Raw genomic sequence first — 12,720 nt, 5'->3', positions numbered from 1 at the left:
ATTTCCGAACCGTCAGGCCGCCTGGCTCCGGCCGGAGCCGGAGACCGCGCCGCGATACCAGTACTCGAGGGTCAGCACATGCCACAGATGCTTGGAGAAGTCCCGCTGACCGGCGGCGTCCTCGGCGACCATCCGCGCCAGCGCATCGCGGCGCAGCAAACCGGAACGGACGAGTTCGCCGTCGTTGACCACCTCGCGCACCAGCGGTGCCAGATCCCGGCTCATCCAGGCCCGCAGCGGGGCGCTGAACAGGCCCTTGGGCCGGTACACGATCTCCCGGGGCAGGATCGAGGTGGCCGCCTCCTTGAGGACGGCCTTGCCCTGCCGTCCGACGATCTTGCGGTCGCCGGGCACGGCGAACGCCGCCCTGACCACCTCGACGTCCACGTACGGCACCCGTACCTCGGTCGACGCGGCCATGCTGGAGCGGTCCGTGTAGGCGAGGTTCAGGCCCGGCAGGAACATCCGGGCGTCGCCCAGGCACATGCGGTTGACGAAGTCGTCGAGGTCGTTGTCCTCGTAGATGTCCGCATGCTCGGTCAGCACATCCCCGACCGTGCCGGCCAGGTCCGGATCGACGAGGTCGAGCAGCTCGCCTCGGTCGTACATGGTGTAGCTGCGCCGGAAGGCGGTCTCCTCCGGCAGATCGGCGAAGGAGAGGAACCGCTTGGCGAAGCGCACCGACCGGTAGCCGCGGCGGGCCGTGGCTACCGGAAGGCGGTCCACGGCGCTCGACAGGCCGCGCCGCAGCGGCCGCGGGACGCGCTGGTAGCGCAGCGCGATCAGGTTGGCCAGGTGCTTGCGGTAACCGGCGAACAGCTCGTCGGCGCCCATCCCCGAGAGCATCACCTTGACCCCGGCATCCCGGGCGGCCGAGCAGATCAGGAACGTGTTGATCGCGGCGGGGTCGCCGATCGGCTCGTCCAGGTGGTACGTCATCTGCGGCAGCAGGTCGAGCACGTTCGGGGCGATCTCGATCTCGTGCAGGTCGACGCCGAACCGTTCGGCCACCTGCCGGGCATAGCGCAGATCGTCGGGCATCGCCTCGAACTTGGCGTCCTCGGCGCGGAATCCGATCGTGTACGCGGAGATACCGGGCTTGTCGCGGGCCGCGAGGGCGGTCAGATAGCTGGAGTCGAGGCCGCCGGAGAGAAACGTCGCCACGGGTACGTCGGAGAGCAGATGCTGCCGGGTCGACTCCTCCACGACGGCGGCCAGGTCCGGCAGTTGACCGCTGCGGGCCCGCTCCCGGCCCTCGGCGGCGATGTCACGGAGGTTCCAGTACCGGCCGCGCTCCACCCGGCCGTCGGGCCTGCACCGCAGCCAGCTCCCCGGGGGCAGTTTCTCCGCTTCGCGGAACGCGCACCGAGAGTCCGGCACCCAGTAGTAGAGGAGCGAGGCCACCAGGGCCGCCTCGTCCACCTGCAGCGACCCGCCGGTGGCGGCGGCGAGCGCCTTGAGCTCGGAGGCGAACACCAGGCCCGTACCGCGCCGGAGCAGGAACAGCGGCTTGATGCCCAACTGGTCGCGGGCCAGGACAAGTTCACCGGTCCGCTCGTCGAAGATGCCGAACGCGAACATGCCGCGAAGGCGGGGCAGGCAGTCCGTGCCCCAGCGCCGCCACGCCTCGAGGAGCACCTCGGTGTCGGACGTACCGCGAAAGCGCACCCCGGCGGCCGTCAGCTCGGCGCGCAGCTCGGGCGCGTTGTACAGCTCGCCGTTGTACGTCAGGGCGAGACCGTCCGAGACCATCGGCTGGGCGCCGGTCCCGGACAGGTCGATGATGGCCAACCGGCGGTGCCCGAGCTCTACTTCACCGTCACCGGCGGAATGGCTGTACCGGCCCGCCCCGTCCGGGCCGCGGTGGGCGAGGGTATCGGTGAGCCGGTCGGTCACGGCCTTCCCGTCCGGCCATCGATAAGTACCTGCGATACCACACATGTCTTACGGTGCCTCCTGGTCGCTGTCCGGGACCCGTACGGCCGGCATCGACCGCCGCTCGGTCCGCAGCCGGCCCGTCCCGTTCTGCCGGGCCGGCCACTCGTTCTGGCCGCGCAGCGCGGTGTGCGGCCCGTCCCACAGCGTGCCGTCGGTGCGGTCACGCGGATCGGGGTCGATCAGCACCACACCGATCACCGGTATGTGCAGGTCCGCGAGTTGCCGCGCCACGGTGTGCAGCCATGCGGCGTTGCCGTGCCCGGCCCGTACGACGAGCACCGCCCGGCTGCCGAGGTGGCGCAGGTCGGTCCATGCCGAGCCGGGCGCCACCGAGCCGACGCCGATCCGGCGCATCCGGTCCGGTACGGTCGCGGCCCGCTCACCGCTGACCACGGCCGGCCCTTCCGGCTTTCGGCGGCCGTCCGCGAGCGGCAGCCCCGGAAGGCCGTCGACGATCACCACCGGCCCGTCCTCCGCCAGTGCGTCGGCGAGGCCCAGGGCGATCGTGCTCGCACTGCGCGCACAGCCGAGTTCGAGCAGCGCCACCGGTTCCGCGGAGCCGCGCACGGTGCGGGCCAGAGTCGTGGTGAGCCGTGCCCGTGCCTCCCGGGTCCGTCGGCGATGCCAGAGCCCGAGGGTCAGGCGGGGCGTGCGGGGGAGCTCCGCGATGACCGAGGCGCCCAGGTTCGCCGAGATCTCCCGGCGCAGCACGGGACGGTCCGCCACGACCGTGCCGACCGCGGCGAGCGCGAGCCCGATGACGAGCCCGAGGACGAGGCCGATCGCGGCGTTGGTGGCGGCGGCCTTGGGCAGGGAGTGCCGCACCGCACGCGGGGCGTCCACGATCTGCGTGCCGGCGACTAGCTGGGGCGTACCCATGCGTGCCTCTTCGGCGCGCTGGTCGAAGTCGGCGACCCGCGAGGTGAGTTCGGCCCGGCGGGCGAAGAGCGACTCGACGCTCGCCGACGCCTTGGGGCCGCTCTCCGGCGGTCCGTCTCCGATCTCCCTGTTGACCTCGGCGAGTTCCTTGCGCATCCGGTCGCGCTGGTCGAGCAGGGCCTTGGCCTCCGCCTTCGCGGCCTCCTGCATCCGCCGCACATGGTCCGCGACGAACGCGTCGGCCAGCGCCTTCGCCCGGGCCACCGCTTCCGCGTCGCTCGTACCTGCCACATCGATCTGCAGCAGGTTGTTGGTCAGGCCGGTCCCGCGGTAGTCCCGCATGAAGTCCTCGGGATTCTCACGGGAGTTGAGGGCCTCCAGGGCCTTGCCTGCGATCCGCGTGGTGCCGAGCAGCTCGACGTCGGTGCGGATCAGCGTTCCGGTGTCGTTCGGCTGGTCGTCCTTGTGCACGACGTAGACCTTGGCCATCGCGCTCGGCGGCGGCGGCATCAGGACCGCGAGCGCCGCGCCGACGAGCAGCCCGAGGAGCGCCAGGGCGCTCCAGAGGCGGCGGCGTCTGCGCACCGCGACCACCAGCGCCTGCAGGTCGAGGAGCGGAGCGGCGGCCGGCTCCGAAGTCGTATGCGTCGTCACCCCGAACCTCCCTTCGCACCGTCGCCGACTGCGAGCGCGGGCACGGCGCGGTCCCGGGACCGGCCGGCGGGCCGCGCCGGCCGGGCCAGGACCGGGCCGGCGACGACGGTGCCGACGACCTCGTGCCCGGCGTCCGCACAGGCCTCGGCGATCCCGGCGAGCTCCTCCGCGGTCCAGCTGCCGGCGCTGAGCACGACCACGGCACCGGACTCGGTGTCGCGGTCCGGCACCAGCGGCCTGGACACCGAGACCCCCACCCTTCGCAGCGCGGGGCATCCCCTGCCCGAAGAGCCCGGGGAAGGATCGCTCCCGGCCTCGGCGACCAGCTGCCCCGCGGCCCGGTGGGCGATCTCGTCGCCGTCCGGTACGACGACCAACAGCCCGCGCGCGGCCGGTAGTTGGGTACGCAGACGGGTGCACACCCGCCGGTAGCGGAGCTGCCGGCCGGTCTCGCCGCCGGATGACTGCGGGGCCGGCAGATCCCATCGGGTGTCGAGGCCGAGGAGCCGGCGGACCCAGGCCCGCGGTCCACGGCCGGTGGGCCGCTGAACGCGCCGTTCACCGGGTACGTCGACGGTGCCGAGCAGTGCCGAGCCGAGGGCCGCGGCGATCTCCGCTTCGGTGCGCAGCCGACGGCTCATCCGGGCGGCGGCGAGATGGCCGATGACCGCGAGCAGGAAGAACAGCAGTGCGCCGGCGACGATGAGCTGCAGCCTCGTCGGCGCGGCCTCGCCGGTCGGCCGGGCCGCGGGGCCCATGACGACCATGCCGGCCTTGGTGCTCGCCGGGTCGGCCTCGTCCAGCTTGTTCATGGCCTCAAGCAGCGCGGTACGCAGCTTCTCCAGCTCGGTGCGGGCCTGCACGCTCTCCACGGTCCGCCCGGGGTCGGCCGCCTCGGCCAGATCGGTGATCCGGCGGTTGGTCTGCACGACCTTCTGTCGCAGGGCCTCGGGGCCCGCCTCGGCCTCGGGGTCGGTGCTGTCGCCCGCGATCCGCGCGGCGAAGGTGACGAATTCCTTGGCCACCTGGTCGGAGAGCTGCTGCGCGCGCTGCGGGGTGTCCGCCGTACCGGAGATCTTGATGATGTTTCCGTCGGCGGCCGTGGCGCTGACCCGGTCCCGCAGTTCGGCGCCGCTGACACCGGTCCAGGCGAGCGCGGCGGCCGCGCGGTCGACCACGGCCGAACTGGCCGCGATCTGCCCCTGCGTCAGCAGCTCGCGCTCCTCCCACTGTCCCGACAGGAGTACCGATGCCGACGTCGTATAGCGCGGCGGGAACAGCACAGAGGCGCCGTAACCCACGAGTGCGCCCACCACGGCGACGACGGCGAGCAGCCGCCACCGCCGACGGAGAATCCGCCCGATCGTGACCAGGCGAATCGTGTCTTCGCTCAACTGCGCTGCCTCTTCCCTGTCCGGGCCTGCCCGCCCGCCTGCACCGGAGTGCGGTCACTGCAGGCAGCGGCGTAGGCGGCGAGGAGCGACGCCTGCGAGTTCCGCCAGGAGAGCTGCCCGCTGATCCGCTCCTGGCCGGTCCTGCCCATCCGGTCCCGCAGCTGCGGATCGTCGAGGAGCAGCGCGATGAGCCTGGCGAACTCGGCCTCGTCGTTGGCGGGCGCGTAGAGGGCCGCGTCACCCGCGGAGACGCGCGCCTCGCGAAGGTCGAAGGAGACGATCGGCCGGCCCATCGCCATGTACTCCAGGACCTTGTTCATGGTCGACACGTCGTTGAGCGGATTGCGCGGGTCGGGCGAGAGGCATACGTCCGCGGTGGACAGATGGCGCACCAGGTCGGCGTCCGGAATGCGCCCGGTGAACTGCACCTGCTCGGAGAGCCCGAGCCGCCGGGACAGCTCCACCATCGCGTCGAAGGCGTCGCCTGCACCGACGAACACCGCATGCCAGTCGGTACGCCCGCACTCGTCGCGCAGTTTCGCGAGCGCGCGCAAGGCGTAGTCGACGCCGTCCTGCGGTCCCATCACGCCGAGGTAGCACAGCAGATGAGGTTTGCCGCGCTTCAACTCCGGCTCCGGCGGCACCGGTTGGAAGCGGTCGGTCGCGGGCGCGCTGCGCACCACGAAGACATCCTCGGGACGCCTGCCGCCACGGCGGACCGCGACATCGCGGTAACTCTCGTTCGTGGCGAGCACGATGTCCGCGGCCCGGTAGGTCCGCCGCTCAAGGGCGCACACGGCGCGGTAGAGCAGGTCCTCGCCGCGGTCGAACCGGGAGAGATACAGCTCGGGCACCAGGTCGTGCTGGTCGAAGACAAACCGCGCGCCGCGCCGCTTCAGCCAGAGCGCCGGCAGGAACAGCAGGTCGGGCGGGTTGCAGGCGTGCACCACATCGACCGGGCCGACCTTGCGGGCGAGGCGGAGGGTGTGCCACAACGCCGTTGCGTACTCCCGCAGATAGCCGGCCGGGCCTCCGGTGGCGGCGCGCAGCGGGTAGCGGTGGATCCGCACCCCGTCGATCTCCGCCTCCGGCTCCGTGTCCCGCTTCTCCCCCCGGGGACAGATGACGTGCACTTCCCAGCCCGCGTCGCGCAGGGTCGTGCACTCCTGCCATACGCGCCGGTCGAACGGCACCGACAGGTTCTCCACCAGGATCAGCGCGCGCCGTCCCGGCCGGTCGCCGCCGGCTGTGTCACCAAACGTTGTGTCACCAAGCAAGGCCCATGTACCCCGGTTCGGTCCGGCGCGCTTCGGCGTCGGGAAGGTGGATGAGGTCGACGATCGCCGGTCCTTCGCCATGAGGCAGCGCCGAGAGCACGGCCGGATCCCTGGTCCCGATCACGCACACCTCGGCGTGCTCGAGCACTTCGTCGACGGAGTCCACGAGCAGCTGCGCGATGTGCGGCAGCCGGGTCTCGATGTACTCGCGGTTGGCGCCGAGCAGCCGGGAGAGGCTGACGTTGGCGTCGTAGATCTTCAGGTCGTAGCCCCTGCCGAAGAGCCGCTCCGCCAGCTCGACGAGCGGGCTCTCACGGAGGTCGTCGGTGCCGGGTTTGAAGGAGAGGCCGAACAGGCCCGCCCGGCGCTTTCCGGTGCGCTCGACCAACTCCACGGCACGCTGCAGGTGTTGGGTGTTGGAGGGCAGCACGTTCGCGAGGATGGGCACCGAGACATCGGCCCGCTGCGCCGCGTGCACCAGGCTGCGCAGGTCCTTGGGCAGGCAGGAGCCGCCGAAGGCGAAGCCGGGCCGCAGATAGGCGGGGCTGACGTTCAGCTTGCGGTCGGCGAGGAACACATCCATCACCTGGTGGGAGTCCACGCCGAGCGCCTGGCAGATCGCGCCCAGCTCGTTCGCGAACCCGATCTTTAGGCCGTGGAACGCGTTGTCCGCGTACTTGATCGCCTCGGCGACCGGCACCGGCACCCGGAACACCTCGCCGGGCAGGCCGTCGTACAGCGCCGCCACCATGTCGCCGCTCGCCGGGTCGAGTTCGCCGATGACGGTCTTCGGCGGGTCGAAGAAGTCCCGCACGCTCGTGCCCTCGCGCAGGAACTCCGGGTTGACCGCGACCCCGAAGTCCACCCCGGCCGTACCGCCCGCGGCCTTCTCCAGGATCGGCACAAGCAGGTTCAGGCAGGTGCCCGGGAGCATGGTGCTGCGGAACACGACGGTGTGCCGCTCGCCCCGCCCCTTGCGCTCGGCAAGAGCGGCGCCGATCTGTTCGGTGACCCGCTCCAAGTACGTGGTGCACAGGCTGCCGTTGGGCTCCGACGGCGTGCCCACGCAGACGAGGGACACCTCGCTGCCCAGGATCGCCTCACGCACGTCGTGGGTGGCGCGCAGCGCTCCGCCGCGCACGACCTCGGCGGTGAGCTCGCCGATCCGCTCCTCGACCACCGGGGCCTTGCCGTCGTTGACCAGGTCGACCTTCGCCTGGTTGACGTCCACCCCGATGACCTCGTGGCCCTGGCCGGCCAGACACGCCGCCGATACGCAGCCCACGTAACCGAGCCCTAAGACGCTCACTCTCATGACGCGTTCCTCCCCCCAAGCAGGCCCTTTCGGCCTGCGCTCCATGCGTCGACCGGACAGTCGAACCGCAGCCCCCCGGGCACCAGCAGCGCCCCGCGCATCAATAGGCCCCCTGCCCCTGGACCACCGCACGCAGCGTCTTCCACAAGATCACCGTGTCGAGCGCGAGCGACCAGTCCTCCACGTACCGCAGGTCGAGGCGGACGGCCTCTTCCCACGGAAGGTCGCTGCGCCCACTGATCTGCCACAGGCCGGTGAGCCCGGGCTTGACGAGCAGCCGCCGCCGGATGTCCGGGCCGTACGCGGCGGACTCCTCCGGTAACGGGGGCCGCGGGCCGACGAGCGACATCGAGCCGGTGAGCACATTGAAGAGCTGCGGGAGTTCGTCGAGCGAGTAGCGGCGAAGCACCGCTCCCACCCGGGTCACCCGCGGATCCCGGCGGAGCTTGAACAGCAGCCCCGCACCTTCGTTGCGGCCGGCCAGCTGGGCACGTGCCCCGTGGGCACCGGCGACCATGGTGCGGAACTTGAGAATGGTGAACTCGCGGCCGTCCTTGCCCACTCTGCGCTGCCGGTAGAACACCCCGCCCCGGCTGTCGGCCAGTACGAGCAGTCCGACCAGCACCATCAGCGGCGCGAACAGCAACAGCAGGACCGTCGCGCCCATCCGGTCGACGACCTCTTTGACCGCCCGGCGGCCCCCGGTGAAGGCCGGCATGCTGACCCGGAGCAGCGGAATCCCGAGCACCGCGTCGACGTGCAGGCGCGGCCCCGCGACCTCCATGAGCACCGGGGCGACGACCATCTCGGCATCGCTGCCCTCGAGGTTCCAGGCCAGGCGCTGCAGCCGGTCCGGTGACCAGTGCGGGTCCGATGCGACAGCGACGACACGGTAGCCGTCGCGGCGGACATGCCCGGCGACGTCGGTGAGGCGGCCGACCACCGGCACCCCGTCCAACTGATCGCCGTCCGGCCCGAGTCCGTCCGGCGTGCACACCGCCTCCACCCGCCAGCCGAGGTGCGGGAACTTACGGGTCCGGGTGATCAGGTCGCGCACCGTGGCCGGGCTCCCGGCGGCGAGCACCGGGCGCAGACACCGTCCTTCGTTGCGCTGCTTGTGCAGCCAGAGACGGAGCAGATACCGCTCGGTCATGGTGATGAGTGCGATCGCCGGGATCGCGACGAAGATCCAGAGCTTGATGTTGCGGGAAGTGAGAGCGATCCCGCCGAGAGCCAGTACGACGGCCGCCGTGAACAGTGAGCGTCCGAGCCGGCGGAATTCCTCGGCGCCCTGGCCGAGCACGGCCGGAGCCCACGAGCGGGTCACCGCAAGCGTCCCCAGGACAAGGAGCTCGGTGCCGAAGGCGAGGATTCTCCACTTCTCATGCCAGTTGGCCGCGTCCCTGGCCCCGAAGAAACCGCCGATCGCAGCCACCACGAGGGCGGTGGCCAGGGTGTCGCTGACGATCACGGTACGGCGGTACCGCTGCTCCCAGTCGATCGCGGGCCTGTTGATCGCCCCGTTCACCGGACGCCCGCGCACCGGTGAAAACGGGCTGGCTAATTCCCCCTGCTTCACGGACCCCCCCAGGTCACCAGTGGGCTCGACGTGTTCGCTCAACACGGTTCCTCCCCCCGGGAGGCCCCCGCCCCCCGCGCAGTCGCTCCCCTCGGGAGGCCCCCGCCCCCCGTGCCGCGCCGTTCTCCCCCAGGAGGCCCCCGCCCCCCCCTACCTGACACCAGCCCATATCAGCCCATACCAGCGCCACTTGAATAACCATGAGTGAATTGCGCAACGTGGAACAAGATGCGCTGAACCCGTCGAAACCTCGGGTGCTCCCCGCACCCAAGGACCCCCTCCCGGGCTCCTGGAATTGATCACCCCGTCGTCCGGCGCCGGGAACGCGATGGTGGGCTGTCCGCAGCGCCGGACCTAAAGATCATTATTTGTCAGCTCATGTCCAAACTGGTGAAGCACGGTCAATCTAGACCATCGGTGCCGGTCTTGAAGAGGGGATGTGTGGAATTTGTGCTCAAGCTTTGAGCCGTGAGCCACCGGCCAGTAACCGCCCACAGGCCCCACGACGACCAGGACATACGGCCCGACCTGCACCAACGCCACTTCCCCAGCCCCCGAAACCGCCGCCGCGAGGCACCTCGACATGGCCAACTGGCCCCCACATAGGGCCGATTGGCCCCCCTCCGGCGGAGGCGCCGCGACGAAGCGGAATACACCGAGAACGGCCGGAACCCCTCGCTCCGCGAAACCTGTCGTGCGGCAGAAAACCAGAGCGACGAGGGCGCCACCCGATACTCGCCCCCTGCCGGAGGCGCCCTGCCCCAAAAGGGCACCCCGGCAGCGAAGTTGGAGCGCTCCGCGGAACCTTCCGCCGCCTTCCGTCGCCTTCCGCCGCCTTCCGCCAACCCGCGCCCGGAGAAGTTTCACAGTTCCGGGGCTCCTGCGACCTGGGTCCGGCGCAGTAGCCTCTCGCCCGAGCGCCGACAGGTCCGTACCAAGGCCCTGAGTCGCGCCCGAGTGCACAAGCGAGTCCACCCCACCAATGAAGGGACAGCGATGTTGCACTTCAGACGGCTCGCCCTAGCCGGCACCGCCACAGCGGTCCTCCTGAGCCTGGCCCCCGCAGCGAACGCGTCAGCCATACCGGATCAATCACGCGAAACCAGCGCCAAGGGCATATCCGCAGCAGTGACCCTCCGATACGACGACAGCCAAGCCCGCGGCTGGGAGGCGGCGATAACGGCCGGTGTCGCCTCATGGAACAACAACGTCGACAACGTCAAGCTGGTCGAGGCCCCGCCCGGCACCCGGGCCGAGATCCAGATCGTGGCCACCAGCGGCTGGCCGCAGGCCAGCCTCGGCCCCGTCCGCCCCGGCGGCCGCGCCCGCGTCGAACTGGGCAGCCAGGCCGTCGCCCAGGGCCACGACAAGACCCGCATCACGGCCCATGAACTCGGCCACAACCTGGGCCTGCCGGACACCAAGCCCGGCCCCTGCTCCCAGCTGATGTCCGGCTCGAGCGCGGGCACCAGCTGCAAGAACGCCATCCCCGACGCAACCGAACAGGCCCGCGTCGAAGCCGCCTACGGCAACGGCATCGCCGCACTGGTCCCGGCCGGCGGGCGCATCCTGGTGGACGCGGGGTAACCAACACCCTGACCTTGTAGGGGAATTGACAGCACAACGGTGCCTGGCCGCGTGGCGTGCGCGGTCAGGCGCCGGCGCGGTGACGTGGCGCGGGGCCATCGGGGCTCAGGGCTCGTCAGCCGATGGTGGTCCACATGGCGTTGGCTGCGACGGCTGCGAACCATCGAGGCTGTCCTGCGCTCGCTCCTCTGTCAGTCCTGTGCCGTGGTATACGAGCAAGGTACCCAGATCAACGTCGGCACTGGCGTGCTGCTGTGGCTCGACGCCGGCACAGAGGACGAACAGTGGCCATCGACGCTGCCGCGCGGGCCTGGCGCCTGCGCTGCCGAAGATGGAGCGAGGGCCGCAGGCTCTGCGGAACACCAGACAGACAGCCGCGTAGACAGAAACCCAGAAAGGGACTCCCACACCATGACAGCGCCATCCCCGGCCACCGCCCCGAACTCCGAAGCCAGCGTGGTCCGTTCCGGAGCGAAGAACATCCGTGGCGCGATCCGGTTCGGGAGCGTTCTCCTCGTCGTCGCTGCGGGCCTCGCCCTCCATACGGTGCTGCTGGCGGCCGGGCTCACGGGCGGGGAGCCGAACCCCGGAGTGCTGCTCGGCCTCCTGCTCCCTTGCCTCATCGGCGTCCCCGGCGCCCGACTCATCCAACTGGCCCGTAGAAAGCAGCGGACGTAGTCGGCCGTCGACAGCATCGGCCTGTGACTGCACAGCAGCGAGGCACGGGGGCGTATCCGCTGCTATGCACTCGCCGTCCTCGCCGTACGGCGGAGCACCGGCTCGGGCACGGACGTCGGCACCGAGGGCAGCGGCGCCCCTGCGTCGGCGGTCCACGCTCTTGCACTGTGCCCGACCGGTGACGAAGCGACCGGGATCGAGATCGACAACATCGCTTCCGGCCATGACAAGGGCCAGCTGGGGCTTCTGTCTGCGGCATCACGACGTGACTCGTGCAAGGAGACCAGGCCGGGCTGGCCGATCTCCTCGACCGCGCGGCCACCGGGCTGGATGACGACGGCCTGTTCACCGGCCCTCAGCGCTTTACCGCGCATGGGCAGTAAAGGAGGCCGCCCGCGCCCTGCTTCGCCGCGCAGAACCCGACCGTCCCGCTCGCATGAAGGACAGGCCAGGATGGCAACGGAGTCCGAGTTCTTCGCAGATCTGTTCCTACCAGGGACTTCTCGCGTATCTGATGCCTGGTCAAGCCTGTCTGAGCCCCTGGTCAGGAAGTCCGTCCTCGACTCGGAGACGCCCGAGGTAAGGGCCTCGGTCAGTCGTCCACGCGGAGATAGGGGAACAGGACGTCGCGGCAGCGGAGCACGGCGTCCGGGTCCAGTTCCGCGATGACGGGGACTCCCCAACTGACTGACCCATCGGTCGTCCTCGCGGGGAATCGTCGGCCTGCCGGGCGATACCAATTGGCGCATGGCCGATCGAGTGACTGTGACTGCAGAAACCCCGGCGTCTTGAAGTCGCAGGCCAGTGAGGGGAAATGAGGTCCTGTCGGGATGCTCGTGCTGGTGACGTGCGGCGGCCTTGGGCCAGCTCATACCTCATCTGCCGGCGGTTCACTTCAAGGTTGGTGAGTACGAGCAGCGCGCAGGAGGTCGTTGGCGTGAGCGGGTTCGGTGCGGAGCTCCACCCCGCGCGAGGACGCCGTCACCCCCGCGCTGGACGCCTGGCCGGCCGACACCTTCACCCCCGCCCACCTGGCCGCGACCCTGACCACTCTGGAACAGACCCAGCCTCCCCTGGACATCCGCGAGGTCGCCCGCCGGGAGCTGGCCACGTGTGATCGCAGAGCTCGCGCAGCACCGCGCCGCCCCGGAAGCCGGGGCCGACCCGAAGGGGTGATCACCACCTGGATCACCGGCACCCAGGCCCAGCGCGCCGCCGCCCGAGCCGCCCTCGACCGTCGACCGTCAGCACGCGCCCACCCCGCCGGGTCGCGGCTCCGGCGGGTTCCTCGCCCTGCTCGACAGGGCCGACCCGCTCAACAGGGCCGAGGTCTACCGCCAGCTCGGGCCGCGCCTGAACTATGACCACGAAAAGCAACCGGTGCTGGCCGAGAGTCGGCCAGCACCGGTTGCTGTACTG

At 70.7% G+C, this 12,720-nt stretch carries 8 protein-coding genes; 2 read left to right on the top strand and 6 right to left on the bottom strand.

The window, feature by feature from the left end; genetic code table 11:
* Positions 1-12 precede the first annotated feature (12 nt).
* The 6 genes from asnB to ACFQVC_RS04160 form a co-directional block, all read right to left on the bottom strand.
* Positions 13-1,941 (bottom strand): asparagine synthase (glutamine-hydrolyzing), encoded by a 1,929-nt coding sequence (gene asnB / locus ACFQVC_RS04185; protein ID WP_381826494.1) that lies wholly within the window; start codon positions 1,939-1,941, stop codon positions 13-15.
* A 3-nt stretch (positions 1,942-1,944) separates the two neighbouring features.
* A complete protein-coding gene (locus tag ACFQVC_RS04180; protein ID WP_381826492.1) occupies positions 1,945-3,471 on the bottom strand; it encodes a Wzz/FepE/Etk N-terminal domain-containing protein in 1,527 nt (508 codons plus the stop codon).
* Positions 3,468-4,865: a Wzz/FepE/Etk N-terminal domain-containing protein gene (locus ACFQVC_RS04175; RefSeq protein ID WP_381826490.1), complete on the bottom strand. Its 1,398-nt coding sequence runs from the start codon at positions 4,863-4,865 to the stop codon at positions 3,468-3,470. The genes ACFQVC_RS04180 and ACFQVC_RS04175 overlap by 4 nt, the downstream gene beginning before the upstream one ends.
* Complete coding sequence (locus ACFQVC_RS04170) at positions 4,862-6,142, bottom strand: glycosyltransferase family 4 protein (RefSeq protein ID WP_381826488.1); 1,281 nt, start codon at positions 6,140-6,142, stop codon at positions 4,862-4,864. The genes ACFQVC_RS04175 and ACFQVC_RS04170 overlap by 4 nt, the downstream gene beginning before the upstream one ends.
* Positions 6,132-7,457, bottom strand: a complete 1,326-nt coding sequence (locus ACFQVC_RS04165) for a nucleotide sugar dehydrogenase (protein WP_381826486.1) — start codon at positions 7,455-7,457, stop codon at positions 6,132-6,134. The genes ACFQVC_RS04170 and ACFQVC_RS04165 overlap by 11 nt, the downstream gene beginning before the upstream one ends.
* A gap of 100 nt (positions 7,458-7,557) precedes the next feature.
* Complete coding sequence (locus ACFQVC_RS04160) at positions 7,558-9,036, bottom strand: sugar transferase (RefSeq protein WP_381826484.1); 1,479 nt, start codon at positions 9,034-9,036, stop codon at positions 7,558-7,560.
* Positions 9,037-10,032: 996 nt separating this feature from the next.
* Here ACFQVC_RS04160 and ACFQVC_RS04155 point away from each other — a divergent pair.
* Entirely contained in the window at positions 10,033-10,623 is a 591-nt protein-coding gene (locus ACFQVC_RS04155) for a snapalysin family zinc-dependent metalloprotease (RefSeq protein ID WP_381826482.1), read from the top strand.
* 411 nt (positions 10,624-11,034) lie between these two features.
* Positions 11,035-11,301: a hypothetical protein gene (locus tag ACFQVC_RS04150; RefSeq protein WP_381826480.1), complete on the top strand. Its 267-nt coding sequence runs from the start codon at positions 11,035-11,037 to the stop codon at positions 11,299-11,301.
* The last annotated feature ends 1,419 nt before the right edge of the window (positions 11,302-12,720 follow it).

This window comes from Streptomyces monticola (assembly GCF_042665355.1).
GTDB classification, from domain to species: domain Bacteria; phylum Actinomycetota; class Actinomycetes; order Streptomycetales; family Streptomycetaceae; genus Streptomyces; species Streptomyces monticola.
The sequence above is the reverse complement of the archived record's forward strand: the minus strand, read 5'-3'. Positions and strand labels throughout refer to the sequence as shown.

What these genes read in the sequence shown, in the direction of transcription:
- asnB (WP_381826494.1), bottom strand. Translation starts at nt 1,941, where the DNA reads ATGTGTGGTATCGCAGGTACTTATCGATGGCCGGACGGGAAGGCCGTG.
- ACFQVC_RS04165 (WP_381826486.1), bottom strand. Translation starts at nt 7,457, where the DNA reads ATGAGAGTGAGCGTCTTAGGGCTCGGTTACGTGGGCTGCGTATCGGCG.
- ACFQVC_RS04155 (WP_381826482.1), top strand. Translation starts at nt 10,033, where the DNA reads ATGTTGCACTTCAGACGGCTCGCCCTAGCCGGCACCGCCACAGCGGTC.
- ACFQVC_RS04150 (WP_381826480.1), top strand. Translation starts at nt 11,035, where the DNA reads ATGACAGCGCCATCCCCGGCCACCGCCCCGAACTCCGAAGCCAGCGTG.